Here is a 25684-nt window from a genome sequence, read left to right on the forward strand (position 1 = left end):
GATGCCCAGCCTGTCCGCAATGCCTACACTGCCCCCGGGTCATACACGGCCCGTTGAGAAAGCTGCATACACACAAGGAGCAGGGTATGAAGTTCTCGCTGTTGGGCGCGGCGCTGCCATTGGTGCTGGCACTGAGCGGAGTCCCCGGGGGAAGCGTCAATGCAGGACCGATCGCGGGCACCGCGACCGCCACTGTGGTTGCGAAGGCCACGTACGCGTCGGATTCGCTGGAAGCCGGCTACATCGTCGATTGGATCAAACGGAATTCGCCCGCCTACGCGCCGGCGTTGCAGACGGGTGAACTGGCCATCTCGCACAGCTATCAGTCTGCTGGCAGCCTCAAGCTGGCCGGTGCGGCGGGCCCGCCTGTTCCATTGCCTGCGCGTGGTGTGGAGGGCGAGGTCATCTCGATCTCCAATACCCTGCCGAGCGGCGCTTCCGAGTCGTGGACATACCGGTGGTCGAGCGGGGCGTGGAAGCTGATCAAGTACAGCTTTGATGCATGCCAGGGCCCCGCCAGCATCGGTGCGAAGGGGTCCGATAAGGCGATCGCTGCAAAGGGACCCTGCATCGACTGAGGGTGACCTGTGCTGGCAGAACAGAACCGAGTCTGCTGCAGGACAGTGGTGCCCCGGGAGATCATGGTCCCGGGGCGCCACTTCATACCTTGCCGTGCGAACATTGACCTCGGCGATCAGGCGGAGATCACCCACGGCCCGAGTCAGTCGCTGGATCATGCAACCCACGCAGCTTCTTCTTGTTGATCTTGCCCACGCTGGTGCGCTCGATCGCATCCACGAAATTGACCCGCTCCGGAATCGCATAACGTGAGATATCCCCGGCGCGGCTGCGTGCTGCGATCAGTTCGATGATCTCCGCTTCGGCCACATGGCTTCCCGGCTTCCTGACCACCAGCGGCAATGGCCGCTCACCCCATTTCGTATCGGCGATACCGATCACCGCGACCTCGCTGACCGCCGGGTGCAGCGCGATGATGTCTTCCAGCGCGAGCGAGGAGATCCATTCGCCACCGGTCTTGATCACGTCCTTGATGCGATCGGTGACACGCAGGTAGCCACCTTCGTCGATGTTGCCGATGTCTCCGGTGTGCAGGTAACCGCCCGCCCACAGCGTTGCCGAAGCCTCGGGATCGTGCAGGTAGCCCTGGGTCAGCCAAGGTGCACGCGCCACCACTTCGCCGGTGGCGACGCCATCGTGGACGACATCACCCATGTCCGGGTCGACGATGCGCAGGTCCACCAGCGGCACCGGTATGCCGGCCTTGGTGCGCAGTGACAGCACCTCATCGGCATCGGTCACGCTGTCCACGTCGATCTGGGCGATGGTGAGCAGTGGGCAGGTCTCGGACATGCCATAGCCGCCGAAGATGTCGATGCCCCGTGCCAGTGCACGCTGTGCCAGGGCACGGGGCAGGGCGGCACCGCCGATGATCACCTTCCAGCCATCCAGGTCGGTCTGCGCCGCGTCCGGGTGCTCCAGCAGCATGTGCAGGATGGTTGGCACGCAGTGCGAGAAGGTCACCTTTTCGCGGGCGATCAACGCCAGCAGCTTCGCAGGCAGGTAGCGCCCCGGATAGACCTGCCTGATGCCCATCGCGGTAGCCACGTAGGGCAGGCCCCACGCGTGCACATGGAACATCGGAGTGATGGGCATGTAGACATCGTCACGATGCAGTCGACCCTGGCGGGGTGCGCCGCCGAGCGCGGCCATCGCCGCCAGCGAATGCAGCACCAGCTGCCGGTGGCTGAAATAGACCCCCTTGGGCAACCCGGTGGTTCCAGTGGTGTAGAACACCGTGGCACGGGCATTCTCGTCGAAGTCCGGGAAGCGGACGACCGGCGTGGCACCGCGCAACCCCGCTTCGTACTCGGTGGCGAAGCCTGGCGGCAGCGGGCCACCGGCATCGTCCAGCAGGATGCGCGTGCGCAGGTCCGGCAGCTGCTCGTCGATGGCATCCAGCAGCGGCAGGAACTCGCGGTTGGCCAGGATCACCCGCGCGCCGCTGTGGTTCAGCGTGTACGCAATCTGCTCGGGGGCCAAGCGCACGTTCACCATCATCAGCACCGCACCGATCATCGGCACCGCGAAGTAGGCCTCCAGATAGCGGTTGCTGTCCCAGTCCATCACCGCCACCGTGTCGCCGTGGCTGACGCCCATCGAGGTCAACAGGCCGGCCAGCTGGCCGATGCGCGCCTGCAGGGTGCGGTAATCGAATCGGACCTGGTCGCCGTAGACGATTTCCTGTCCAGGGCTCACCGCCAGCGGCATCAGCAGCAGCTGCTTTATCAGCAGTGGATAGGCATGGGCATCGGGAGTGGGGGCGGATGACATGGCATTTCCTCGTGGGCGGCGTTGCGGTCGCCGGCCTTCTCCGCACCACACTAGCAAGCCCTTCCTGCGGTACCAGCGTACCTAGGTACCTGTTCCCGCGCGCACCCGATTTGATAATCTCGCCAGGACATGCCAACCCTGCTCATCGCCGATGATCACCCCTTGTTCCGCGCGGCACTGCATCGCGCAGCGGAAGAGGCGGCTGCCGATCTGCAGATCAGCGAGGCTGATTCGCTGGACGGCGTGCTGGAGGTGATCGAGAACCAGTCGATCGACCTGATGCTGCTGGACCTGCACATGCCGGGCAACCACGGGTTGGCCGGGCTGGCCACGATCCGTGCGCTGCAGCCGGGCCTGGCGATCATCATCGTCTCCGCCAACGAGGAGCCGCAGGTGATCCGGCGCGCCATCGACCTCGGCGCCGCGGGCTACCTGCCCAAGAGCTCGGGTTTGAACGAGCTGCAGTCCGCGCTGCAGTCCGTGCTGGAGGGCGAACGCTGGATACCGGCACTGCTGCGCGAGCCGGTGGCGCGGGTGGCTCCGTTCACCAGGGATGCCGACCTCGCCGCGCGCCTGGCCAGCCTGTCGGCACATCAGTACAAGGTGCTGGGGCTGGTGGCCGAGGGCCTGCTCAACAAGCAGATTGCCGACCGCCTGGGCGTACAGCTGCGCACGGTCAAGGCGCACATGACACGCATCATGGAGCGCCTGGGTGTACGCAACCGCGCGCAGGCCATCCGCGTGCTGCACGAAATGGGGTTGGCCGATCCGTCCCGGCAGATCGAAGAGCTGCCCGAGCCCTGAACGGTCAGCGCGTGGCAGTGGCCGCCAGCAGGTGGTTGATCGCCCAGCGCAGCGCCAAGGGCTTGAACGGCTTGTTGAGCAGGGACAGCCCAACGCCGCGCACCGCCTCGCGCGTATCGCTGCCGGTATCCGCGCTGAGGATCACCGTCGGCCGTGGCCCATGCTCGGTGACCAAACGCTGCCAGAGCGCCACGCCGGTATCGCCGTCATCCAGGTGGTAGTCGAACAGCCACAGCGCCGCGTCGTGCGCTGAGGGCCCGATGGCGTCGGCGTTGCCTGCCGCGATGACATCGCACCCCCAGGAAAGCAGCAGTTGCCGCATCGCGTCCAGTGCGTCCGGGTCATTGTCGACCACCAGTACGCAGATACCCTTGAGGGCACTGCTGCCGCCAGTCGGTGGTGAATTCCTCGGGGTCGCAGGTCGTGCTGCGCGTTGCACGCTGATCGAGAAAGTCGAGCCGTGATCGAGCACGCTGCGCAGGTGCAGCGGTGCATGCAGCAGGCCGGCGATGCGGTGTGCGATGGCCAGGCCCAGGCCGAGCCCCTGGCCGTTGCTGCGGTCGCCGCGGTGGAATTCTTCGAACACGATCGCCTGCTGCTCGCGCGCGATACCGGGCCCGGTGTCATGCACGCCAACAAGCTGTGTCTGCCCTCGGCGACGCGCGCCCAGCAACACGCCCCCGCGTTCGGTGTAGCGAATGGCATTGGCCAGGAAGTTCTGCAGCACACGGCGCAGCAGCAGCGGGTCACTGTGCACCCATGCCTGGGTCCGCACGTAACGGAACTGCAGGCCGCGCGCCGCCGCCAGTACAGCAAACTCCTGCGCAAGCGGATCCAGCACGGTGGACAGGGCCAAGGGACGCGGGTCGGCCACCAGCCCACCGGCTTCCAGCCGCGAGATGTCCAGCAGGCCGGACAGCAGGTCATCGGTGGAATCCAGCGCACCCCGGATCTGGCGCAGGAAACTGTCGAGGAATTCTGATTCGATGTGCTGCGACATCGCCTCGGTCAGCAGCTGCGCCGCATGCAGTGGCTGGATCAGATCGTGGCCGACGGCGGTCAGGAAGCGGGTCTTGGCCACGTTCGCACGCTCGGCCTCCTGTACCGCCTGCTGCAGCTGCGCGGTGCGGTCCTGTACCCGGCGTTCCAGATTCTCATTACTGCGCTTGAGCGCATCTTCCGTGCGTCGGAACGCCGTGACATCGGTGAAGGTGGCTACATAGCCACCGCCCGGCATCGGATTGCCGCGGATCTCGACGATGGTGTCATCGGGGAAGATCCGTTCGGACAGGTGTGGCGTGCCACGGCGCATATGCGCGACGCGGCGCTGCAATGCCTTGGTCGGCGTGTCGCCAGGGCCGTCGCCGATCTTCAGCTGTCCCAGTGCCCATGCCGTGAGGTTGACCACCGGCTGCCCGACCTGCAGCAGCTCCGGCGGGAACTTGAACAGCGCGGCGTAGCGGCTGTTCCAGGCCACCAGCTGCAGCTGCGCATCGACCACGCTGATGCCCTGGCTCATGTTCTCCAGCGCAGCTTCCAGCAGGCGCTGGTTGAAGCGCAGCACCTGAGTGGCCTCGCCGACGGCGCGGGTCACCGCGTCCAGCGGCGCGGCGCCGCCCTCGCGTGCGGCTTCGACCAACAGCCGTGCCATGCCTGCGCCGACCACGGCCGTCAGCTCACGCTCGACGGCGGTGACCCGGTCGTCATCCAGCATCTGCCCGGCGTGGCCCTCCAGCAGCTGGCGCGCACGCTCCTGGCCAAGGAAGCGTCCGGCGGTCCTGCGCAGGGACGCCGCAGCCACCGCATCCCGCCTCCGCGGCAAGGACGGACGCACGGCCCGCGACACCAGGGCCACGGCCAGCAGGTTGACCGCCAGGCTGGCCCCCATGCTGATGGCGATATGCCCCGGCTGCACGCGCAGCGAGACCACCGACAACCAATGCAGCCCGTCGGCGTCGACCGACGGCGTCGCGGCCGGGATCACCATCGGCAGCAGTACCAGCCACAGCCAGGCCAACGAGCCCAGCACGATGCCGGCCATGATGGCCGCGGAGGGCGTACGTGGGCGATACACCGCCAGCAGCACAGCCGGTGCCAGCTGCGAGAGGGCGGTGAAGGACATCAGGCCGAAATCGCTGAGTGCCTCGGTGTCGCTCATCGCGCGGCTGTACAGCCACGACATCAGGAACACGGCGAGGATGCCGGCACGGCGGAACGCCAGCACGCGCGGGCGCAGATCGGCGTTGGCCACGCCACCCTCGATGCCGCCGAGCAGGCGCGAACCGAATCCGTGGTTGCCAAGCATGATCGACAGGGTCAGCCCGGACAGGATCATCATGCCGGTGGCCGCGCTCAGGCTGCCCAGATAGGCCAGCAGCGCCAGCAGATGATGGCCACCGGCCTGCGGCAGCGCCAGCACGTACAGGTCCGGTGATACCGAGGCCGGCAGCTGCGCGGCACCGGCCAATGCCATCGGCACCGACGGCAGACCGATCAGCAGCAGGTAGACCGGGAACATCCAGCGTGCCGTCTTCAGGTCCGATGTCTGGCGAAGCTCGACCACGCCGACGTGGAACTGGTGAGGCAGGGTGAACGCGGAGATCGCCCCCAGCGCGACCATGGTGAGATAGTCCGGCACGATGGCCGGTGGCGGCAGTTGCGCCATCTTCTCCAGCAGCGGCGTGCCGGCTTTGTGCACGGACAGCGCCGCATACAGGCCAATGGCCAGCAGTGCGACCAGTTTCAGCACCGATTCCAGGCCCAGCGCGACCACGATGCCGCGGTTGGGCTCGGTAGCCGAGGCCTTGCGTGCACCGAACAGCAGGGTGAACGCGGCCATCGTCAGCGCGAACCAGAACGACATGTCCAGCTGCGCACCGGCAGGCGCGAACCGATCACCCAGCAGGGCACCCAGCCCCTGGCTGACGGCTTTCAGCTGCAGTGCGATGTAGGGAATGATGCCGAACAGCGCCACCAGGGTGATGGTGAAGCCGAGGCCGCGATCGGCACGCAGTCGTGCAACGACCAGATCGGCGATGGTGGCACTGTTGTGCTGCTTGGCCAGCCGCCCGAGGCGGAGCAGGAACGGCAGGCCCAACGCGAAGATCAGCGCCATGCCGGCCAGGGTCGGTGGAATGGGGAAACCCCATTGCAGCCCCTGCGAGGCCGCACCGTAGTAGGTCCACGCGGTGCAGTGCACGGCCAGCGACAGTGCATAGATGAGCGGCCAGGCCTTCGAAAGCCGGTGCCCGCGGCGCTCGCCCCACAGCGCCACGCCAAACAGCAGTGCGGTCCATGCAATGCAGGCGAAGAGGACGATGGAGGGCGTCAACATCGCTCCAGTGTAGGGAGAGAAGCGGGCAGGGTGGTGCTAGGCGGCGATCACGATCAGTGACAGCTGCTCAGCGACCAGTGCCAGCTCGCCATCGGCGACCCGCTCGACGGCCTTGCGCTGGGTCAGCAGCCACTGGCCGGGCTGGCGCGCATCCAGTGACACCAGCTGCGAGCGTACCCGCACCTCGGACCCGCTCGGCACCGGCGCCAGGAAGCGGACCTTGTTCAAGCCGTAGTTGAGCGCATGGGCGATGCCGGGGAAGCCGACGAGGGCGGCCACATCGTCCTCCACCGTCAGCGAGAGCAACAGGAAGCCATGTGCGATGGTATGCCCACCCGGCATCTGCGCCTGCGCCCGCGCTGGATCGACATGGATCCAGTTGTGGTCACCGGTGGCGTCGGCAAAAGCATCGATGCGCGCCTGGTCCACGCGGGTCACGCCACTCAGCCGCTCACTGGCGGCCCACTGCTGCAACGCCTGCAGGGCGGGAGGCAGGTCGCTGTCCGCACTCACGCCACACGCTCCAGCAAGGTCAGGATCGCGTCACGCGCCTCTGGCTCGGACAGCATCGGCGCGTGCCCCACATCGGGCACCTCCACCAGGCGGGCACTTTCCGAGGTGGCCGCCATCTGCCGCGCGACATCGGCCGGCAGAATGTCGGACAGCGCACCGCGTACCACCAGCACCGGCACCCGTGCGGTCAGCCCGCGGACCGCACGCCACAGCAGCGGACGCAACAGCCACAGCAACCATGGCCGGGTAGTACGGATCACTGCCGGGTCGTAGTCCAGTTCCAGCAGGCCATCGCTGCGCGGGCGGAAGGTGCGCACCGCCATCTGCCGCCAGTCGTCGGTGCTGAAGCGCGGGAACGCAGCCTTGCCGATGGATTCCACGTAGGCCGTGGCCTGCACCAGGTCCATCGGCGGGACCGGCTTGCCGGCGTACTTGCCGATCCGTGCCAGCGCCTCGCGTGGCACCTTGGGGCCGGCATCGTTGAGCACCGCCCCGGAAATCCGCCCGGGCGCGCGCGAGGCGAGGGTGATGGTCACCAGCACGCCCAGCGAGGTGCCGATGAACACCGCCTTGTCGACGTTCTGCGAGCGCAGCAACGCAACCATGTCATCCGCATAGGCACGCGGGTTGTAGCTGGACGGGTCATATGCGCGTTCCGAGCCTGCACGACCACGCAGGTCGACCGCGATCACGCGCCAGCCCTCGGCGGTGAGTACATTGGCAAGCGCATCGAAATCGGCACCATTGCGGGTCAGTCCTGGAATGCAGACCACTGTGCCACGCGCTGCCTGCCCCGCATCGGGTGCATGGTCGCGCGCATGCAGGCGCAATCCATCATTGCTGTTCCAGTACAGGTCGTCGTAAGACTGCGTCATGCAGAAGCTTCCTGAAGATCGTAACGGATGCGCTAGAAATCGTAACGGACGCTGAGGCTATATTCGCGTGGTGGGCCATAGAAGCCAATCAGCGTGCCGACCGCCGGGATGTTGTAGCCGGTGGTGCGGTATTCCTTGTCGGCCAGGTTGGTGCCCTGCAGCGAGAAGGTCCACGCGTCATCCAAGCGCCAGATGACGCCGGCATTGACCAGCCCGTAACCCTGCTGTCGGATCACCGGGCTGAGGTCGGTGGTCGGCCACACTTCGCTCTGGTAACTGTAGCTCACCCGTGCCGACAGGTTGCTGCCGTTGGCCAGGTCGGTGCGGTATTCCACGTTGAACGCACCAGAGAATTCCGGGGCATTGGTGAACTTCATCTGCCTGGCCACGTTGATGCCGCGGTCCATGTACTCGTCGTACTTGGTATCCAGCCATGCCAGGTTGCCGGAAATCAGCCAGTGCTGGCTGGGCAGGTACTGATACTCGACTTCCAGGCCTTTGACGGTGCCGGCGCCGGCGTTGGTGAAGTCGCCGAAGAAGGAATCGTCGATGCCATCGCCGTTGGTATCCAGGCCGGTGAACACCGACAGCTGGATGTCCTTGTACTTGTTGTAGAACGCCGACAGGTTCAGGAACAGGCGCTGGTCTAGGAAGGCCATCTTGCTGCCGACTTCGTAGCTGTCCACGGTCTCGTCATCGAACGGCTCCGCCGAGCGCGGTACCGCCACCGCGTTGGCACGGATGTTGTAGCCACCGGACTTGAAGCCACGCGTCGCCAGGCCATAGACCATGATGTCCGGGGTGATCTGGTAGTCCAGCGAGACCTTGGGCGAGACGTTCTTGAAGTTGGTCTTCTTGTCGAAATCGGCGGTCACCGCCACCGGCCGGCTGAAGCCCGGGTCGGCGTAGAGGCGGTTCAGCACGATCGCGCGCTTGTCCTCGTCGGTGTAGCGGGCGCCGACATCGAGCTTCAGTCTGCTGGTCAGGTCGAAGGTCCAGTCCGCGTACAGCGCGATGCTGTCGGTCAGCACCTTGCCCTGGTTGTCGGCGAACTGCGCACTGAAGTAGTTGTTCTGGATCTGCCCGCCAGCTTCGCCGCTGAACTGGTACAGGCCGACCACGCCGCGCATCCGGCCGCCGGCATCGTAGTTCACCTGCACTTCGTTGCTGACCTGGTCGTCGTGGTAGGTGCCACCCACGTCGGCGAGCTTGACCGGCGCGGTATCGAAGTCGATGTTGGCCTCGCTGTCCGATTCACGCTTGGCGATCACGTACTTCAGTGCGATGTCTTCGTTCGGCCGCCAGTTCACCGTGGCCGAGGCGCCCTTGCTCTCCACGTTGTTGAGGTTGCGCATGCCCGATCGGATGTCATAGCGGCTGTCCATCGGCGGGTAGGCGCGCAGGAACGGATTGGGCGCCAGCATCTTCGAGCCGCGCATGCCGGACTGATCGTCGATCCAGTCCAGTGCGAACTGCACGTCGAAGTCATCGCCCGCATACGCGCCCAGGTTCAGGCGTGCCGCGTTGATCTGCTTGTCGCTGACCGGCTGGCCGTTGAAGGTGTTCTCGCCAAACCCGTCGTGGTTCATGCTGGCCACCGCCACACGGGCGCGCAGGCCGCTGTCGGCACCGCCGATCGGGCCACCGATGGCCGCCTTCGCATCCAGCTGGCTGTAGTTGCCCACGGTGATCTGGGCGAAGCCCTCGGTCTGGGTGGGCAGGCCGCGCGAGATGTACTTGATCGCGCCGCCGATGGTGTTCTTGCCATACAGCGTGCCCTGTGGGCCGCGGAGCACCTCGATGCGCGAGACATCGAACACATCCAGCAGCGCACCCTGCGGACGCGCGATATAGACGTCGTCCAGGTAGATGCCCACGCCCGGATCGGCGCCCCAGGTGGGATCGGACTGGCCGATGCCACGGATGTAGGCGGTGACCGTGCTGCTGGCGCCGCGGGCAGCGTAGATGGTCAGGTTGGGCACCTGCGCATCCAGGTCGCTGATGTCCTGGACATTCATCTTGTCCAGCGCCTCGGAGGTAAACGCAGTGACGGCAACCGGCACCTCCTGCAGGGTTTCCTCGCGCTTGCGTGCGGTGACCTTGATGCTGTCCAGGTTGGTGGGTGATGCAGTCCTGCCCACCGTCGGCGTGGCCTGGGGCGCTTCCTGTGCCAGTACCGGCCCGGAGGCCAGCAGCGCGCCGATCATGAGACTCAAACAATTCCGTTTCATTCGGTCCTCCCCCAGGCAGATGCTTGCAGATGGCCCATTGCCACCCCTGCAGCCAAGGCTAGCGGTGTCATCGGGCAGCGGCGAGTGGACCTAGGTCCAGTCGGCAGCGGCCGCCGGATGCGGATACTGGGCGCGCCCCCAGCCGGAAGCGCATCCCGGTACCCCTTCATCCACGACTCACGCATGAGGATCTGGCCATGAAATCCGGAATCGATTCGATCAAGGTTGTACTGCTGATACTGTGCAGTTGGCTGGCGATGGCGGGCAGCGCCGTTGCCGCAGGCCCGGCCGGGCATTGGGACATTGGCCTGTACGGCAATCTGTTCGGCGCCCGCGAATACCAGGTGTGGGTGCCCGCCGGCTACGACGACACACAACCGCTGCCTCTGCTGCTGGTGCTGCACGGCTGCGTGACCGGGCCGAACCTGATGGGCGAGGCCTCGGGCTTCAACGATGTGGCCGACACCGAAGGCTTCATCGTGGTCTACCCGCGGCAGAACGTCACCTCCAATCCGGCCCGCTGCTGGAACTGGCAGCTGCCGATCAACCAGGCACGCGACAGTGGCGAGCCCTCGCTCCTGGCCGGCATCGTGGAAAAGGTGAAGGCGGCTTACAGCGTTGATCCGCATCGCGTGTACGTCACCGGCATTTCGGCGGGCGGCGCGATGACCTCGATCATGCTGGGCTGCTATTCGGACGTGTTCGCCGCAGGTGCCATCCATTCCGGTGGCATGTTCAAGGGCGCGACCACGATTTCCGGTAGCGCCTACGCACTGTTGGCTGGCAGCATCTACTCGCCGGACAGCAACGGTCGCCTGGCATGGCAGTGTTCGGGTTCGCCGTCGCCGCGACCGCTGCCGGTGCTGGTGTTCCATGGCAGCGCCGACCTCACCGTCAACCCGGTGAACGGGCAGCAGGCCGTGCGCCAGTTCCTGCAGACCAATGACCTGGCCGACGACGGCATGGACAACGATTCGGTGAAGTACGTGCCGACCAGCACCTATCACGGCCAGGTGCCGGGCGGCCGCGCGTATACCGTCGACACCTACGCGTACGGCGGCAGGACGCTGGTCCAGCACTATGTGGTGCAGGGCATGGGGCATGCCTGGAGCGGCAGCCAGTCGGGCCTGCCATTCACCGACCCGAAGGGGCCGGATGCCACGCTGATCACCTGGCTGTTCCTGAAGGACTACCAGCGCTGAGTGGTCGCCGCTGCAGCGTCAAGCCTGGCGGTCGAGACACCATGCTAGCCTTCCCTTTGGCAGGATTGCCTGACAGGGGGAAGGCATGGATACCCGGCGCCGAGATTCCATCGTATTGGCTGCATCCGGCATGCTCGCACTGGCACTGTCCGCCAATGCGCTCGCGCATCCGGGCGGGCTCGACAAGCAGTGTTGCCACACCAACCGGAAAACGGGTGAGTATCACTGCCATCGAGGCGCTCCAGCCGCCCCTCGATACGTCGACACTCCGCGCAGCAGTTTCGCCCCCGCCCCCGCGCGCGGTTCCCGGGCATTTGCCAACTGCGCGGAGGCCCGCGCCGCCGGGGTTGCGCCGGTACGGCGTGGTGATCCGGGGTATGGCCCGCACCTCGATCGTGACAATGACGGCGTGGGCTGCGAACCCTATCGGGGCCGCAGGTAGAGCATGGCCCACCTGGCTTCAACTCCCGTTTCCCCGGGTTCGTCGGCCATCGCCGGGAGTGGTCGCACGATCTCCCCGTATTGCAGGGATATCCCCTAGGCTGTTGTGATTGAACTGCAAGGATGAAAGCAATCATGAACCGCTGGATTTTCCTGGCATTGGCCACGCTCCCGTTCGCCGCCGGTGCCGTGGTCATCCGCGATGATGTTGACGATGCCAGGTACCGGATCGACGCATCGGTGTTCCCGGCACTTGCAGACATGCCGGGCGAGGGGCACGGCGTCCTGATCGCACCGCAGTGGGTGCTGACTGCCGCGCATGCCGCGCCGATGGAGGGGATGGATGCCACGATCACCATCGATGGGAAGGGCTACGGCGTCGAGCGTGTCTTCCTGCACCCCGGCTACCGGAGGATGCCCGAGGCGCTGGGCAAGGAAGCGATGGCAACCGGGAGCGCATCGAAAATCCATGCGTTTCTGGCAGCGTCGGACGACATTGCACTGATCAGACTTGCCGCCCCGGTGAGCGGTGTGCCGCCGGTCGCACTCTACCGTGGCGCCGACGAGGTCACGCAGGTCGCCTCCCTGATAGGGAAAGGCGCCACCGGCAACGTGCCGTGGGGCTGGCGCCCGGCGGGTCGCATCGTACGACGCTGCGGCGAGCCTGCAACGCGATCACCGGCGGCAACACGCGCTATCTCTGGTACCGGTTCGATCCACCTCCGCAGGGCCTTCCCCTTGAGGGCGTGCTCGGCAACGGCGACAGCGGCGGCCCGCTGCTGATCAGTAAGGAAGGGACCTGGCAGCTGGTGGGCCTCGGCTCCTGGATCACCGCCGTTCCCGAGCATGCGCTAGAGGCGGGCTTCTATGGCCAGGTGGTTTACAACGTCCGCGTGTCCCGCTACCTCAACTGGATCGAAAGCATCATCGAGCGTGATGCGTCACGTTAATGGTGCATCCGGGCAGCCTTCCGCGCAGGTGTTCGCCCGGTCTCAAGTCATGCGACGGGTGTTCGTATCCTTCCCGCCATGGCCTCTTCTTCGTTCAAATTCCCTGCGTGCATGACCGCCTCCCGGCCATCCGGGTGGGTGCAGAGCGGCGAGCGCTGGGATCTGTGGTGGAACGGCCGTTCGGTGGCCCGTATCGTGCCGCATGCCGCGCTCGGGTTCCGCCTGTACCTGGACGCACGCAAGATGTCACAGGCCAAGGTCGTGTCCGCCACCAGCACCCGTCAGGCCAAGCGCTACGCCGAGCGCTGGTGTGCTGCACGGCTCTGCCCGCAGTTGCCTCTGCGCGATGCGGTGGCGCGGTTGGTGGCTGTTGCGCCCGGCGCGGGCGCCGTGCCCTCGCAGCTGCTGACGCGGGAGCAGCGGCAGCAGGCCCGGCGCCTGGCTGAAGCCGGGGCAGGGGAGATGGGGCGGATCAAGGAAGCGCTGGCACCAAGGCCGCGCATGATGGCCGCCAGGCCCGAGGTGCAGGGACGAGGTGGAACCTGGTCTGTACCCGGCCAGGTTCCATCCTCCCCGCGCCGAAACGGGAACACATCCCCAGCCAGGACTACGCCGAGAGCTCCTCACGCACGATCCGGGCCCCTTCGCTGAGCGCACGCAGCTTGCCCCGTGCCACTTCACGGGCCAGCGGCGCCATGCCGCAGTTGGTGCTCGGGTAAAGCTTGTCGGCATCCACGAACTGCAGGGCCTTGCGCAGGGTGTTGGCTACTTCATCGGCGGTCTCCACCGTGCTGGACGCCACATCGATGGCGCCCACCATCACTTTCTTGCCACGCACCAGCTCGATCAGGTCGATCGGTACGTGCGAGTTCTGGCATTCCAGCGAGATGATGTCGAGGCTGGAGGTCTGCAGCTTGGGGAACGATTCTTCATACTGTCGCCATTCCGAGCCCAGTGTCTGCTTCCAGTCGGTGTTGGCCTTGATGCCATAGCCGTAGCAGATGTGCACCGCCGTTTGGCACTTCAGCCCTTCGATCGCACGTTCCAGCGCGGCCACGCCCCAGTCGTTCACTTCGTCGAAGAACACATTGAAGGCGGGCTCGTCGAACTGGATGATGTCCACGCCGGCGGCCTCCAGCTCCCTTGCCTCTTCGTTGAGGATCTTCGCGAATTCCCACGCCAGCTTCTCACGGCTCTTGTAGTGGGCGTCATACAGCGTGTCGATCATGGTCATCGGGCCGGGCAGTGCCCACTTGATCGGCTGCGTGGTCTGCCGGCGCAGGAACTTCGCATCCTCGACGAACACCGGTTTCGGGCGGCTGACGGCGCCAACCACAGTCGGCACGCTTGCATCGTAGCGGTTGCGGATGCGGACCGTTTCGCGCTTCTCGAAATCGACACCGCTGAGGTGCTCGATGAAGGTGGTGACAAAATGCTGCCGGGTCTGCTCGCCGTCGCTGACGATATCGATGCCGGCGTGCTGCTGTTCCTGCAGGGACAGGCGCAGTGCATCCTGCTTGCCTTCAATCAGGCCGTCGTCCTGCAGCTTCCAGGGTGACCAGAGCTTCTCGGGCTCGGCCAGCCACGATGGCTTGGGCAGGCTGCCTGCGGTGGAGGTGGGAAGCAGTTTCTTCGTCGACATTGCGTCTTGTTTCCTGGGGGCGAATGGGAAATCGATGGCTCAGCGGGCAGCCCACTGCGCAAGCACGGCGCGGTACGGCTTGATGAAGTGCTCTTCGGTGAACTTGCCCTGCTTGACCGCCAGCTGGCTGCGCTCTTCGCGGTCGTAGACGATGCGGGTGGACGAATAGTCCTGGTGCTTCAGGCTCGGCTGGTAGACCTTGCCGGCCACGGAGTTGGCGTTGTAGATCTCCGGGCGATAGATCTTCTGGAAGGCTTCCATGGTGCTGATGGTGCCGATCAGCTCCAGGTTCGAGTAATCGCCCAGCAGATCGCCCTGGAAATAGAACGCCAGCGGCGCAACGCTGCCCGGCGGCATGAAGTAGCGCACCTGCAGGCCCATCTTGTCGAAGTACTGGTCAGTGGGTGAGAACTCGCCCTGGCGGTATTCCACGCCCAGGATCGGGTGATGGTTCTCGGTGCGGTGATAGGTCTTGCTGCTGGAAACGCTGATGCAGATCACCGGCCCCTTGCTGAAGTTGGCGCGGTAGGCGTCAGACTCCAGGAAATGCTTGAACAGCTTGCCGTGCAGGTCGCCAAATCCCTCCGGAATGCCGAAGGTGGTCTTGCCCTCGTTGCTGGCCGGCAGCACCACGCTGAAATCATAGTCGCGTACATAGGACGAGAAATTGTTGCCGACGATGCCTTCGGTGCGGGCACCGGTGCGGGTGTCGACGATGGTCGGTCGCAACACCTCGATCAGCGGGAACGGATCACTGCCATCGGCACCGTCGATGTGCATCTCCACCGAGATGATGTCCAGCTCGACCGCGTAGCGGTCCGCGCTGGGGTTGTCCCAGTGCGCCAGATCGTTGAAGCGATTGTTGATCATGCTGATCGTGTTGCGCAGGTTTTCCTGGCGCGCCGCGCCGCGGGCCAGGTTGGCGAAATTGGTGGTGATGCGCGTCCCATCGGCGGGCTGGTAATCCTCGTTGAAGGGGATGCGCGTGATGCTGAAGGTGAAGGTGTCGGTCGTCATGTGAGGCGTTCCGTAGTGCGGGGCGACATCCGGATGCGGGCGAAGGCATCCGGCATTCAAAGTGCTGCGGCGGTCTCAGGTGCGGCGGTGCGATGGCGGGGCAGGGCCAGCAGTGGCATGGCCCGCCGCACCGCCAGCCGTGCCCGCTCGATCAGGGCATCGTTGTGCACGCGGCCGTCGGCGAAATCGCGGTCGGTGGCGTAGATACCCAGCGGCAGGGTGCGCGCCTGGAAGAAGCTGAAGAGCGGGCGCAGTTGATGGTCGATCACCAGCGAATGGCGCTCGCTGCCGCCGGTGGCGGCCAGCAGGATGGGGGTGTCGACCAGTGCGTCCTGATGGACGAAGTCGAAGAAGTGCTTGAACAGCCCTGTGTACGAGCCGCGATAGACCGGCGTGCTCACCACCAGTACATCGGCCTGCTCGACGGCGGCCAACTGGCGTTCCACGATGTCGGGCAGCTGCGAACGCCAGAGCGCACCGGCCAGCTGCGGGGCCAGTTCGCCCAGTTCAACCAGGTGCTGCTCGCTATGGGTCTCCTCGCCGATCAGGCCCAGTAGATGCTCGGCCAGGGTGGCGGCCTTGGAGGGGCGCTGCAGTCCGCCGGAAACGGCGACGATTCGAAGGGGGCGGGTAGGTGAAAGCATGACCCGATGCTAGCCACGCCCTTCCATGACGTAAAATGGTATTACTTCACCAATCCATGAGCGGGATTCATCATCATGCTGGAGCGGATCCACCTCAGTATCGTGCAGCAGGTCGAGCAGCAGGGCTCGCTCACCGCTGCGGCCGGCGTGCTCAACCTGACCCAGTCGGCGCTCAGCCACAGCATGAAAAAGCTGGAGCAGCAGCTTGGCACCGATGTCTGGCTGCGCGAAGGCCGCAGCCTGCGGCTGACCCAGGCCGGGCAGTACCTGCTGGCGGTTGCCAACCGGGTGCTGCCACAGCTGGACCTGGCCGAGGAGCGGCTGGGCCAGTTCGCACAGGGCGAGCGTGGCGCCCTGCGCATCGGCATGGAGTGCCACCCCTGCTACCAGTGGCTGCTGAAGATCGTCTCGCCTTACCTGGCCGCGTGGCCGGACGTGGATGTGGACGTCAAACAGAAGTTCCAGTTCGGCGGCATCGGCGCGTTGTTCGGCTACGAAATCGACCTGCTGGTCACCCCCGATCCGTTGCTGAAGCCGGGCCTGAAGTTCATCCCGGTGTTCGACTACGAGCAGGTGCTGGTGGTGGCCAAGAGCCACGCCCTGGCCAAGGTGGATTACGTGAAGCCGCGCCAGCTCGGCCAGGAAGTGCTGATCAGCTACCCGGTGCCGTTCGAGCGCTTGGATATCTACAACCAGTTCCTGCTGCCGGCTGGCATCACACCGCGCCGCCACAAGGCCATTGAAACCACCGACATCATGATGCAGATGGTGGCCAGCGGCCGCGGCGTGGCCGCCATGCCGCGCTGGCTGGTGGAGGAGTACGCCGCGCGCATGGACGTGGTGCCCGTGCGCCTGGGTGCCAAAGGTATCCCCAAGCAGATCTATCTGGGTGCACGCGAGGCGGATACCGGCATCGACTACCTGCAGTCCTTCATTGAACTGGCCCGTAACAGCTCGCCGCTTGCCGGCAATGCAAGCGGAGCCCGTTGATGCCTGCATCTGGATCACTGCGGACGGAAGCCTTCATCAACACCTTTTCACTGGAGGTCAGCGCGAAGGCCATGCCCGCGCTGCGCGCGGAGGCCGCCCGCGTACCGCATGGCACGACGATCTCCATTCCCTACCTGGCCAGTGAGGATGACGACGCACGCCTGGCTGCCGCGCGCATGGTGCGCGCGCTCGGCTTTGAGCCGATGCTACATCTGTCTGCGCGCCGCATCGGCTCGCGTGCGGTACTCGAGCGGTTCCTGGAGCGTGCTGCGAGCGAGGCCGGTGTCGAACAATGCCTGGTAATCGCCGGTGACCTCGCCACGCCTGCCGGGCCGTTTGCTGACAGTGCTTCGATCATCGAGACCGGACTTCTTGAGCGTTTCGGCATCAGAGTCGTGGGTATCGGCGGACACCCGGAAGGCCATCCAGTGATGAGCAGTGACGATCGCTGGCAGGCGCTTGAACGCAAGTGCCAGGCCATCGAAGCGCGCGGAATGGCGCCGTTGATCATCACCCAGTTCGCCTTCGATGCCGATATGGTGCTTGCTTGGCTGGCTGTACTGCGCGCTCGTGGCATCAACGTTCCGGTGCTGGTCGGTGTGCCGGGGCCAGCAAGCATTGCGCGGCTGGTGCGTTACGCCGCGATGTGCGGCGTGGGCGCAAGTGCATCGATGCTGGCCAGGTACGGCATCTCGATCGGCCGGCTGCTGGGAACGGCAGGGCCGGAGGTGTTTGTCGACCGTCTCGTGCAGGGGCTGACCGACGCTCATGGCATGATCAGCCCGCACCTGTTCCCGTTCGGCGGCATCGCGCCGTCACTGGATTGGATTGAGCGGTACCGGCTCCGGGGCCCGTTTCCCCGGGTTCGTCGTTGAATGCCGCGGCTTGGTCGCATGCCGTCCCTGCGCCGGTTGTGTTCGGCTAGGCTGCAGCCACTGACCGCAAGGATGAAGCGCCGATGATTCGCTGGTTGTTCTTGGCACTTGCTGCGCTGCCGTTCGCTGCCAGCGCTGTAGTCATCCGCCACGACGTTGACGATGATCGATACCGGATCGGCGGATCCGAGTTTCCGGCCCTGGCCGACATGCCCGGCGAAGGGCAGGGCGTTCTGATCGCCCCCAGCTGGGTGCTGACAGCGGCACACGCCGCGCCGATGGAAGGGATGGGGCAGACCATCACCATCGATGGGAAGGGCTACGGCGTGGAACGCGTATTCCTGCATCCTGGTTACCGGAGAATGCCTGACGCCTTGGGCAAGGAGGCATTGGCAACGGGAAGTCCTGCGAAGATCCACGCTTTCCTGGCCGGGTCGGATGACATTGCATTGATCCGGCTCGCCACCCCCGTGAACGATGTGCAGCCCGTAGCGCTCTATCGCGGCACTGCCGAGGTCGCGCAGGTCGCCGCCTTGGTCGGAAAGGGCGCCACCGGCAATGGATCGGTTGGACTGTTGCCGGGCGGGCCGCATCGCACCACTTTGCGGCGGGCGTACAACGCTATTACCGGCGGAAACGATCGTTATCTCTGGTATCGGTTCGATGCCCCGCCACAGGGACTTCCACTTGAAGGCGTGTTGGGCAGCGGCGATAGTGGCGGCCCACTGGTGATCAAGGATCGCGGCGTCTGGCAGCTGGTCGGCCTGGGCTCCTGGATTACCGCCGTTCCCGAGCATGCCCTTGAGGCAGGTTTCTATGGTCAGGTGGTGCACAACGTTCGGGTGTCGCGCTATGTGGATTGGATCGAGAGCACCCTGAGTGCGCCAGATTATCGTCCAGTAACACCCGAAGACTGACAGCTGTCACTGGCTACACCCCGGGCGGAAGCGAATAGTGAGCGCCAAGGCGAGGGCACCTCGCCACCACTCAGCCACCACTCACCAAGGGGACCGCTCATGAACATGCTCCAGCACCTCGCCTCGCAGACGCCGATCTGGGTCTGGCTGCTCCTGGCCTTCCTGATCACCCGTGGCATCGCCGCCATGAAGCCGGCCGAGACCTCGCTGCAGAAGCTGGCGATCGTGCCCGCCCTGTTTGCCGTCTGGGGTGCGTGGTCGATCAGCCATCGCTTCGGCGCGTCGCTGATCGCCTGGAGCGAGTGGCTCGCAGGCATTGCCACGGGCGCTGCGCTTGGCTGGCTGCTGTTGAATCGACTGAAGCTGACGCTGGACCGCAGCACCGGCAAGCTCTGGCGCAGTGCGGACTTCAGCCTGCTGCCGCTGCTGCTGGTCACCTTCCTGGTGAAGTACGGGTTCGAAGTCGCATTTGCGGTATCGCCGTCGCTGCCCGCCAATGCCGGCTTCAGTGCCGCCTACCTGCTGTTGTCGGGTGGATTCACCGGTCTCTTCATTGGCAAGTACTGCCGCTACCTGGCCTCGCTGCGACGAGGCGCGGAATCGGCCGAAAGGTCAGCATCGGCCCACCCATAGAGTTATTTGTCAGGCCGGAAAGACAGGTGCCGCTTGAAGGTGGCACTCGGCTCGCGTCCTTCATCAGGAGGAAACAAGGAAATAAGTCCAGCTTCCACAGCACGGGGACGCATCGCTATCCCTGCGCCCTCCGCCCGATCTATATCTACAGCGCTTACAGTTCCATCCCGTCGTATGTGCATGATCCACTCCAATTCGCCATTGAACTGATCAGGCGCTATTGACGAATCGTAGTTGGGCCGACCGAGGACATAGGGCATGTCAGGTGCAATGTCTGAAATGAGTGCATCGACCGTCGGAAACACATCAACGGTTTGAGATCCCACGACATGGTCCTGTCCGTTCACCCTGACCTGATAGGTCCACTTCCCGGCCGGTGCGCCGGCCGGGAACTCGGCCGGGACACATCGCTTGCGTCCATCTGCATCGTTGAAGCGCGTGCTCACGAGCTGTTTGCCGTCAGCATCCATCGCGCGTAGCTCAATACTTTTGACCTCGATGTCGGCGTTCAGAATAGCGAAGCAGACTTGGTGGTCAAACTGTCCATCCAGTGCGAACGAGCGTGTTTCCTGCCGGGCAAGCGCACCTTCTGGGGTCTTTGTCCATAGGAATTCTATGTACGCGTCCCGTGTTGGCAAAGGAGCGGCTTCCGCAACTCCGCCTCCCCAGAGAAAGGCTGGCAAAATCAAAAAGCAAACCCTGAACATGATTGACCTCGCAGAGTCAGGAACTGCTGGCGGCAGGGAAGCCCTGCCGCCAGACTCAAGCGCCGAAGTGGCGATTACTCAATTACGGGGTGGGTCGTCGGCGGGTCGCTCTTTGGTGTGCAATTGCCGCCGTCCTTCCAGGAGTCGGTTGGCTGGCTCGTACCATTGCCACCACTCACCCGGAGCACCTCTTCACGAGAAAGAATACGTCCGAGCACACGATTCTCGGATGCCTCAACACCCGCTACGTTTGACTTCTTGAACATGAACTTCTCCTTGTTGTCAGCGGCCTAGGCCGCGTGTCCGGTGCGGCAGTTGCCGCACCCACGATGGGCCGCGGGCTGCGGCAACCATTCGTTCCGAGCGTCTGCAACCTCGCAGACAAAGCACCATTCATTCATTTCGAAATCACGCCGTGTTCGAAAGCAGAGGCCGTGATGCCATTCAAAGTCAATGCATCGCTGTGTGGCGTGTAGCGGAAATCCGCCTTGCCATACTCAAGGAACTGGCAGAACGCGTCGAGAACAGGCAGGTCGGCGCACCACGTCTCGATGAAGAAGAATTGTCCGGCCTCATTGACCTCCATGAAGCACCACCTGCCTTCGGGCGTGATGATGAAATCAAATCCGCCACTGACAATTCCCAACTTGGCCATCAACGCAATGCAGCGTGCGTGGACATCATCAGGCAGGATCGCTGGTTCGCAACGCGTAATCGAGTTCTGGTCCAGCCGCCAGTCAACATCACCACTCTCCAGCGCCGATGATTCTATCCGGACCGCAAAGCAACTCTTACCGAAGAACTGTGCACGGACTTCGTAGTGCTTGTCGACCTTGTCCTGGAATATTCCGGGTGTTGTTCTAAGGATACGGTCGCAGGGCAGGTCCGCCAAAGCTACCTCAGCGGTGTACGTTTTGCGAACCACGCCATCTTCTTTCCAGATACACCCACCCAGCGGCTTGTAGATGCAGGCGATGCCCTCCGACAGGAACTGGCGGATATCTCCGGGATCATTGCTGATAAGGGTGCGAGGAATGTCGATTCCCAATTCCAGCGCATAACGGAGTTGCCGTACCTTGGACTCGCAGAGCAGTGAAGCGGCGTGAGGATTCACCCAGAATGCTTGAGAGAAAGCCTCGGGATGCGATCGCTCGGCCATCCTCAATTCTTCTGTGGCGAATTCCTGGTCGAGCGGGTCCACATAGGATGGGGCCGAAATAATGCGCCTTCTTCTGTACCAGACGACATCGACATCGTCCGATGAAATGTCACCACCGGCTGTATGAAGTCGTCCGGTCAAGGTGCCTTCAGAGAACGCAAGGCTGCTGGTGTTGCTTTCAGGTACGCGATCGCCTCGCCACTCGAGCACACGATTGCCGCGGACACGAAGGGCATGCCCGACAACCTTCGCATGGAAGTCACCTTCAACGGTGTGGATCAGAATGGTCCGCGGACCGCCGCGTTGAGCCACTGGGGAGGGCTGTTGAGCTGAGTTGTCAGGCAAGACTGCGGGCTCCTTCTTCAAGGTGTTGGTGCGGATGAGTACTTCCAGAGCGCTCATCCACCTTCATAAAAGAAGTAAGGTCAACCACGCGGTCGGCGCTGGAGATGGTTTCCTGGCGGTGCGCGAAGATGATGCGGGTCGCCCTGAGATTCGATACGTTGTGGTTGATTTCACGCTCGGTGCGGACATCGAGATGACTGGTCGCTTCATCAAGGATGAGGATCTTCGGGCGCTTATAGAATGCGCGCGCAAGCAGAAGTCGCTGCTGTTGTCCCCCGGACAGCGCTGCCCCCATGTCTCCGACCAGTGATTCATAGCCCATAGGCAATGCGACGATGTCCGCGTGGATCCCGGCCATCGTCGCTGCCTCCACGATGGCCTCGATGGTCCCATCTGAATCGAAGAACGAAATGTTGTCTGCGATGGTTCCAGCAAAGAGGGTGTCGTCCTGCATGACCACACCGACCAGATCCCGGTAGGACGCAAGGCCGAATGAGCGGATATCCACCCCGTCAATCTCCACCGAGCCCTCGGTAGGCTCCAGCAAGCCCACCATCAATCGTGAAAGCGTGCTCTTGCCGTATCCGCTGGGACCGATGATCGCCACGGATTCGCCGTCCTTGAACTCGATAGTGACATTGCGGAAAACCCACGGATCCGACTGGGAGTAGCGAAATCCGATATTGTTGAGGCGGATTCGTGCCTTCGGTGATCGGCCGCTGTGCGTACTGCTGACATTCTGTTCTTCCTCTGCCAGCGCCACGTCAGCAATACGTTCCGCATGCAGTCTCAGCATGCGGAACTCGACGATCTTGTCGACCAACCCTCCGGCCTTCTGTGCGAACTGGTCGGCATACGCCACGAACGCAACCAGCATGCCGGCAGAGAAGCTGCCCGACATCACCAGATGTGCGCCAAGAGCCACGATGAGCACGCGCTGCAGCCCGGAAATCGTGCTGCCCATGACGCCGAAGCCCAACGTGTATCGCTGCACCTGCATCGCACGCTTGTTGGCCTCCATGGTCGCGCTGGCGAGCCGAGCGCGCCGCAGGCCCTGCTTGTTTCCAAGTTTGATGGCCTGGATTCCGCGCACCGATTCCATCAGCTCACTTTGCTGGCGCGCCCAGTAAACCAGCTGCTCTTCGTTCAGATGCCAGAGCCGCCTGTAGAGAATCCAGCGCGTCAGCGTATAAACCGCCACAACGGCGCAGACCAGTAGCGCGAGCTTCGCGCTGTAAAGGCAGATGACGAACAGCGCCAGAGTGCCCATCACTCCATCGAGCACGGCTTCGATGAAATTTCCCGTCAGTGTGTTCTGGATCGCATGCACGGATGAGAAGCGCGATAGCACATCACCCATGTGCCGCTTCTGGAAGAAGGACAGGGGAAGCCGGAGCAGATGGCTGAATAGATTACTGATCCATTCTGTGTTCAGCGCCGCCCCCAGCCAACTGATGATCCACGCGCGCACAAGCTGCAGTGCTGCCGACACAAGCAGGATGACAGAGAACCCCAGTGCCATCAGCACAAGCAGGCCTCTGTCGGTCGAGAGGATGACATGATCAATCACCCATTGAACCTGGAACGGCAGCGTCAATGCCAGGACCTCGATCGCCAATGCTAGGCCAAGCAACTGCAATGCCGCCCCGGGCAAGCCGCTGACATCTCCGGCCAGCCGTTGCAAGCTGATTGAATGACGCTCCTTGATGGGGTTGAAGGTGGCCCGCGGGCTCAGTTCAAGCAGGACGCCGGTAAAGTGCCGCCCAGTCTCCGCCAGCGTCAGACGTCGAATGCCACGCGAGGGGTCATGAATTTCAAGCCCTTTGCCGCTTACACGGCGCAGTACCACGAAGTGGGTCATGTCCCAGTGCAGGATGCAGGGAAGTTGGGCGTTGGGGATATCTTCAAGATCCACCTTGATGGGCCTTGACTCGAATCCGAGCTCGTCCGCGATCCGCATGACATCTGCCAGATGCATGCCCTTCAGCGAAGAGTCGAATCTTCGGCGGAGGCTGGACAGGTCCAGCTCATGCCCATGGAAATTGGCAACCATTGCCAAGCATGCCAAGCCGCATTCCGCGGCTTCGGACTGATGAATCATCGGCAATCGACGCGACGCCATCCATTCTGAAAACGAAGTCATGCTCATCGCCTGTCGGTGTCCGCTGAGCCCACTGCTGGACGATCTTGAGCCAGTCGATAGAGCGGGTCGAAGACCCACTCAACCAGCCGCCGGGTCTCAACGCTGATGTCCGCTTCCAGCCCCATGCCGGGCTTCAATGATTCATTCCGTCCGTACACCGCCATCACCTGGCGCTCCAGCGCCACTTCAACGCGGTATCGTGGCGCATCCACTGCCGTGCCCAGCAAGCGGGACTGCGCATCAGGGGGGGCTGCGCTTCGCGAAACCGAAAGCACCCGCCCACGCTGCTGACCGAATTTCTGATACGGGTAGGCCTCATAGCGAAGGGCAACGGGCTTTCCTGCATCGACAAAGCCGATGGCACTGGATGGCACCCATAGCTCGGCCACGAGCTCCGAGTCGTGAGGCAGGAGGCTGAGTGCCGTTTGACCCGCAGACACTGCCTGCCCCGGTTTGATAAGCACACTGGTCACGGTTCCGCTTACCCGTGCTCGAAGCGTGACTGCGGCCCTTGCGGCGTTCTCGGCCAATGATTGCTCGACATCTGCCACATCTCTACGCGTCCGGTTTTCCTGACCGCGCAGGGTTGGCTCGAGCTGCGCAAGCGCAGACGTTGCCTCGTCGGCCTGCTGTACAAGAAGCCGCCGCTGAGCCTCCAGTTCAATCTGGTTCGCACGGTGCTGCAGAACGCTGTCACGCTGCTGGAGCATCTGGTATCTGCTGATCACCTCGGCACTCTCGACCCGCAGCCATTCCTGATACAGCTCATCAGCACTGTCCGCACGCTGTTTCTGCAACCCGGCCTGCCGTGCCTTCTCCTCGGCCCGTGAGTGAAGGTTACGCAGGCGCTCCTGTATCTCGTGGCGCTGCATGTCGCCCAGACTACGATGCAGTACAAGGTCTGACTGCAGGCCCTGCTGCTTGACGCGGAGCTGTTCGGCGACGAGGGCCTGGGTTTCGCCCAGCGCGACGCTGTCCTGCGGCATGGAGACTTCGACGAGCGGCTGGCCGGCGACAACGATATCCCCTTCATGCGCCAGGATCCGGGAAACAACACCGGGCCCGGCGACGCTTACAGCAATCAATCCGCTGTCAGGGACCAGGGTGCCGTGCACACGCTCATGCCGCGTATATCGGCCTGCAATCAGCAAGCCGAGGATGGCTATGGTGGAAGCGGCGCCAATGGCAAAGAATATCCAGCCGACGCGAGGGGCGCGAAACCCTATCTTTCCAAGCCTTTCGTCCTGCTTTGCCTGGAGTACTTCCCTGCGGAACAACTCATCGGACATCCATTGCCCTCTAAGGCCTGGGGTGCGACAGCATGACTTCCGTGATCTGCGTGATTTGATATCACCGCACGTCTACGCTGTCAATTTGCAGCACGGCATGCCCAGGCACTCGGCCTTGGTCTGATACAGCAACCGGGGATAGGCTGGCTCGCGATACTCGTAATCCATGACCATTGGAATTCCCAGGCTGAAAGCCACGGGGAAAAGTTGACGGCAACGCGCCCGCCATCGTGCTGAGTACCTAGGGAAACATTGGCGGGGCCTGTCGAGTCGATGCTGCATCCTGCGCCCGAACTGGTCGACGCTCGTAATTGCCATGACGTGCCTGGCAATGAAGATCGATGGTTTCCTCGCGGGAGCGTTCGTCGCGGCGCGATAAGGCCTTCGCCAGCCCCTCATCCTGAACCTTGGCTTCCGGCGTTGCCGCAAAGATCGATTTCATCGACCTTTACCTTGCTTCGGCCTCAGATACATTGAAGATCCGCGAGCAGGTGCAGGCAGTGGGGTTGCCGGTCATCGGCTGGCCGTGCAGAGAGAATGCGTCCGCCAATAGACGTGACCAGCTTCGCGAATGTGTATTTGAAACTTGCTCCTCCCCCCTGTAAAGCTGAGTGATTGTAC

23 protein-coding genes and 1 pseudogene are annotated in these 25684 nt (G+C 63.7%); 10 read left to right on the forward strand and 14 right to left on the reverse strand.

Translation table 11 applies throughout. The features are described from left to right. The first annotated feature begins 86 nt into the window (after positions 1–86). Complete coding sequence (locus N5J73_RS05790; protein ID WP_099589582.1) at positions 87–578, forward strand: hypothetical protein; 492 nt, start codon at positions 87–89, stop codon at positions 576–578. 127 nt (positions 579–705) lie between these two features. Here the strand turns inward: N5J73_RS05790 and N5J73_RS05795 are convergent, their stop codons facing one another. Continuing rightward, positions 706–2352: a fatty acid--CoA ligase gene (locus tag N5J73_RS05795; protein ID WP_164078465.1), complete on the reverse strand. Its 1647-nt coding sequence runs from the start codon at positions 2350–2352 to the stop codon at positions 706–708. A gap of 129 nt (positions 2353–2481) precedes the next feature. Between N5J73_RS05795 and N5J73_RS05800 the strand changes: the two genes are divergently transcribed. After that, entirely contained in the window at positions 2482–3156 is a 675-nt protein-coding gene (locus N5J73_RS05800) for a response regulator transcription factor (protein ID WP_107379648.1), read from the forward strand. 4 nt (positions 3157–3160) lie between these two features. Here the strand turns inward: N5J73_RS05800 and N5J73_RS05805 are convergent, their stop codons facing one another. The 4 genes from N5J73_RS05805 to N5J73_RS05820 are packed head-to-tail and all read right to left on the reverse strand — an operon-like array spanning position 3161 to position 10085. After that, a complete protein-coding gene (locus N5J73_RS05805; protein ID WP_164078464.1) occupies positions 3161–6490 on the reverse strand; it encodes a PAS-domain containing protein in 3330 nt (1109 codons plus the stop codon). A 36-nt stretch (positions 6491–6526) separates the two neighbouring features. Beyond that, entirely contained in the window at positions 6527–7003 is a 477-nt protein-coding gene (locus N5J73_RS05810) for a MaoC family dehydratase (RefSeq protein ID WP_049448092.1), read from the reverse strand. After that, the gene (locus tag N5J73_RS05815; protein ID WP_010485642.1) at positions 7000–7878 is read right to left on the reverse strand and encodes an alpha/beta hydrolase; all 879 of its coding nucleotides are present in this window, start codon (positions 7876–7878) and stop codon (positions 7000–7002) included. Before N5J73_RS05815 ends, N5J73_RS05810 begins: the two co-directional genes overlap by 4 nt. A gap of 32 nt (positions 7879–7910) precedes the next feature. Beyond that, on the reverse strand, positions 7911–10085 hold the full coding sequence (locus tag N5J73_RS05820) for a TonB-dependent receptor (RefSeq protein ID WP_049448094.1): 2175 nt from the start codon (positions 10083–10085) through the stop codon (positions 7911–7913). Between the two features lie 221 nt (positions 10086–10306). Between N5J73_RS05820 and N5J73_RS05825 the strand changes: the two genes are divergently transcribed. From N5J73_RS05825 to N5J73_RS05840, 4 genes and pseudogenes are all read left to right on the forward strand, one after another. After that, positions 10307–11311 carry a PHB depolymerase family esterase gene (locus N5J73_RS05825; RefSeq protein WP_043395915.1) on the forward strand — a complete coding sequence of 335 codons (1005 nt, stop codon included), beginning with the start codon at positions 10307–10309 and terminating at the stop codon, positions 11309–11311. Between the two features lie 130 nt (positions 11312–11441). Then, positions 11442–11753: an excalibur calcium-binding domain-containing protein gene (locus N5J73_RS05830; protein WP_080354917.1), complete on the forward strand. Its 312-nt coding sequence runs from the start codon at positions 11442–11444 to the stop codon at positions 11751–11753. A 134-nt stretch (positions 11754–11887) separates the two neighbouring features. Continuing rightward, positions 11888–12702, forward strand: a pseudogene (locus N5J73_RS05835) (trypsin-like serine protease). A gap of 78 nt (positions 12703–12780) precedes the next feature. Then, positions 12781–13353: a hypothetical protein gene (locus tag N5J73_RS05840; RefSeq protein WP_226053474.1), complete on the forward strand. Its 573-nt coding sequence runs from the start codon at positions 12781–12783 to the stop codon at positions 13351–13353. Here the strand turns inward: N5J73_RS05840 and N5J73_RS05845 are convergent. From N5J73_RS05845 to msuE, 3 genes are read right to left on the reverse strand one after another with little or no spacing between them, the layout of a single operon-like run. Next, positions 13310–14344 (reverse strand): methionine synthase, encoded by a 1035-nt coding sequence (locus N5J73_RS05845; protein ID WP_049447899.1) that lies wholly within the window; start codon positions 14342–14344, stop codon positions 13310–13312. The two genes, N5J73_RS05840 and N5J73_RS05845, sit on opposite strands and share 44 nt — an antisense overlap. 39 nt (positions 14345–14383) lie before the next feature. Then, a complete protein-coding gene (locus N5J73_RS05850) occupies positions 14384–15361 on the reverse strand; it encodes a DUF1852 domain-containing protein (RefSeq protein WP_279940719.1) in 978 nt (325 codons plus the stop codon). A 56-nt stretch (positions 15362–15417) separates the two neighbouring features. Next, positions 15418–16005: an FMN reductase gene (gene msuE, locus N5J73_RS05855; RefSeq protein WP_049447901.1), complete on the reverse strand. Its 588-nt coding sequence runs from the start codon at positions 16003–16005 to the stop codon at positions 15418–15420. A gap of 75 nt (positions 16006–16080) precedes the next feature. Here msuE and N5J73_RS05860 point away from each other — a divergent pair, with 75 nt between their 5' ends. The 4 genes from N5J73_RS05860 (at position 16081) to N5J73_RS05875 (ending at position 19420) form a co-directional block, all read left to right on the forward strand. Then, a complete protein-coding gene (locus N5J73_RS05860) occupies positions 16081–16995 on the forward strand; it encodes a LysR family transcriptional regulator (RefSeq protein ID WP_049447902.1) in 915 nt (304 codons plus the stop codon). Next, positions 16995–17870, forward strand: coding sequence for a methylenetetrahydrofolate reductase (locus N5J73_RS05865; RefSeq protein WP_164078463.1), 876 nt, complete (start codon positions 16995–16997; stop codon positions 17868–17870). The genes N5J73_RS05860 and N5J73_RS05865 overlap by 1 nt, the downstream gene beginning before the upstream one ends. 83 nt (positions 17871–17953) lie before the next feature. After that, positions 17954–18787 carry a trypsin-like serine protease gene (locus N5J73_RS05870; protein WP_049447904.1) on the forward strand — a complete coding sequence of 278 codons (834 nt, stop codon included), beginning with the start codon at positions 17954–17956 and terminating at the stop codon, positions 18785–18787. A 99-nt stretch (positions 18788–18886) separates the two neighbouring features. After that, positions 18887–19420 carry a DUF6622 family protein gene (locus tag N5J73_RS05875; RefSeq protein ID WP_049447905.1) on the forward strand — a complete coding sequence of 178 codons (534 nt, stop codon included), beginning with the start codon at positions 18887–18889 and terminating at the stop codon, positions 19418–19420. Positions 19421–19422: 2 nt separating this feature from the next. Here N5J73_RS05875 and N5J73_RS05880 read toward each other — a convergent pair whose 3' ends face one another. The 6 genes from N5J73_RS05880 to N5J73_RS05905 all read right to left on the reverse strand — a co-directional run bounded on the left by N5J73_RS05880 (position 19423) and on the right by N5J73_RS05905 (position 25505). Further along, positions 19423–20127 carry a hypothetical protein gene (locus N5J73_RS05880; protein WP_049447906.1) on the reverse strand — a complete coding sequence of 235 codons (705 nt, stop codon included), beginning with the start codon at positions 20125–20127 and terminating at the stop codon, positions 19423–19425. 74 nt (positions 20128–20201) lie between these two features. Further along, positions 20202–20393 (reverse strand): hypothetical protein, encoded by a 192-nt coding sequence (locus N5J73_RS05885; RefSeq protein WP_141097635.1) that lies wholly within the window; start codon positions 20391–20393, stop codon positions 20202–20204. A 131-nt stretch (positions 20394–20524) separates the two neighbouring features. Continuing rightward, a complete protein-coding gene (locus tag N5J73_RS05890) occupies positions 20525–21688 on the reverse strand; it encodes an MvdC/MvdD family ATP grasp protein (protein ID WP_141097634.1) in 1164 nt (387 codons plus the stop codon). After that, positions 21624–23774 carry a peptidase domain-containing ABC transporter gene (locus tag N5J73_RS05895; RefSeq protein WP_049447908.1) on the reverse strand — a complete coding sequence of 717 codons (2151 nt, stop codon included), beginning with the start codon at positions 23772–23774 and terminating at the stop codon, positions 21624–21626. Before N5J73_RS05895 ends, N5J73_RS05890 begins: the two co-directional genes overlap by 65 nt. Positions 23775–23776: 2 nt before the next feature. After that, the gene (locus tag N5J73_RS05900) at positions 23777–25063 is read right to left on the reverse strand and encodes an HlyD family efflux transporter periplasmic adaptor subunit (RefSeq protein ID WP_049447909.1); all 1287 of its coding nucleotides are present in this window, start codon (positions 25061–25063) and stop codon (positions 23777–23779) included. A gap of 241 nt (positions 25064–25304) precedes the next feature. Further along, a complete protein-coding gene (locus N5J73_RS05905; protein WP_143568500.1) occupies positions 25305–25505 on the reverse strand; it encodes a hypothetical protein in 201 nt (66 codons plus the stop codon). Positions 25506–25684: the final 179 nt, after the last annotated feature.

Source organism: Stenotrophomonas sp. GD03654 (assembly GCF_029845105.1).
GTDB classification, from domain to species: Bacteria; Pseudomonadota; Gammaproteobacteria; order Xanthomonadales; family Xanthomonadaceae; genus Stenotrophomonas; species Stenotrophomonas africana.

Coding starts and splice junctions, on each gene's coding strand:
- N5J73_RS05790 (WP_099589582.1), top strand. CDS start 87: ATGAAGTTCTCGCTGTTGGGCGCGGCGCTGCCATTGGTGCTGGCACTG.
- N5J73_RS05795 (WP_164078465.1), bottom strand. CDS start 2,352: ATGTCATCCGCCCCCACTCCCGATGCCCATGCCTATCCACTGCTGATA.
- N5J73_RS05800 (WP_107379648.1), top strand. CDS start 2,482: ATGCCAACCCTGCTCATCGCCGATGATCACCCCTTGTTCCGCGCGGCA.
- N5J73_RS05805 (WP_164078464.1), bottom strand. CDS start 6,490: ATGTTGACGCCCTCCATCGTCCTCTTCGCCTGCATTGCATGGACCGCA.
- N5J73_RS05815 (WP_010485642.1), bottom strand. CDS start 7,878: ATGACGCAGTCTTACGACGACCTGTACTGGAACAGCAATGATGGATTG.
- N5J73_RS05820 (WP_049448094.1), bottom strand. CDS start 10,085: ATGATCGGCGCGCTGCTGGCCTCCGGGCCGGTACTGGCACAGGAAGCG.
- N5J73_RS05825 (WP_043395915.1), top strand. CDS start 10,307: ATGAAATCCGGAATCGATTCGATCAAGGTTGTACTGCTGATACTGTGC.
- N5J73_RS05830 (WP_080354917.1), top strand. CDS start 11,442: ATGCTCGCACTGGCACTGTCCGCCAATGCGCTCGCGCATCCGGGCGGG.
- N5J73_RS05840 (WP_226053474.1), top strand. CDS start 12,781: ATGGCCTCTTCTTCGTTCAAATTCCCTGCGTGCATGACCGCCTCCCGG.
- N5J73_RS05845 (WP_049447899.1), bottom strand. CDS start 14,344: ATGTCGACGAAGAAACTGCTTCCCACCTCCACCGCAGGCAGCCTGCCC.
- N5J73_RS05850 (WP_279940719.1), bottom strand. CDS start 15,361: ATGACGACCGACACCTTCACCTTCAGCATCACGCGCATCCCCTTCAAC.
- msuE (WP_049447901.1), bottom strand. CDS start 16,005: ATGCTTTCACCTACCCGCCCCCTTCGAATCGTCGCCGTTTCCGGCGGA.
- N5J73_RS05860 (WP_049447902.1), top strand. CDS start 16,081: ATGCTGGAGCGGATCCACCTCAGTATCGTGCAGCAGGTCGAGCAGCAG.
- N5J73_RS05865 (WP_164078463.1), top strand. CDS start 16,995: ATGCCTGCATCTGGATCACTGCGGACGGAAGCCTTCATCAACACCTTT.
- N5J73_RS05870 (WP_049447904.1), top strand. CDS start 17,954: ATGATTCGCTGGTTGTTCTTGGCACTTGCTGCGCTGCCGTTCGCTGCC.
- N5J73_RS05875 (WP_049447905.1), top strand. CDS start 18,887: ATGAACATGCTCCAGCACCTCGCCTCGCAGACGCCGATCTGGGTCTGG.
- N5J73_RS05880 (WP_049447906.1), bottom strand. CDS start 20,127: ATGTTCAGGGTTTGCTTTTTGATTTTGCCAGCCTTTCTCTGGGGAGGC.
- N5J73_RS05885 (WP_141097635.1), bottom strand. CDS start 20,393: ATGTTCAAGAAGTCAAACGTAGCGGGTGTTGAGGCATCCGAGAATCGT.
- N5J73_RS05890 (WP_141097634.1), bottom strand. CDS start 21,688: ATGAGCGCTCTGGAAGTACTCATCCGCACCAACACCTTGAAGAAGGAG.
- N5J73_RS05895 (WP_049447908.1), bottom strand. CDS start 23,774: ATGACTTCGTTTTCAGAATGGATGGCGTCGCGTCGATTGCCGATGATT.
- N5J73_RS05900 (WP_049447909.1), bottom strand. CDS start 25,063: ATGTCCGATGAGTTGTTCCGCAGGGAAGTACTCCAGGCAAAGCAGGAC.
- N5J73_RS05905 (WP_143568500.1), bottom strand. CDS start 25,505: ATGAAATCGATCTTTGCGGCAACGCCGGAAGCCAAGGTTCAGGATGAG.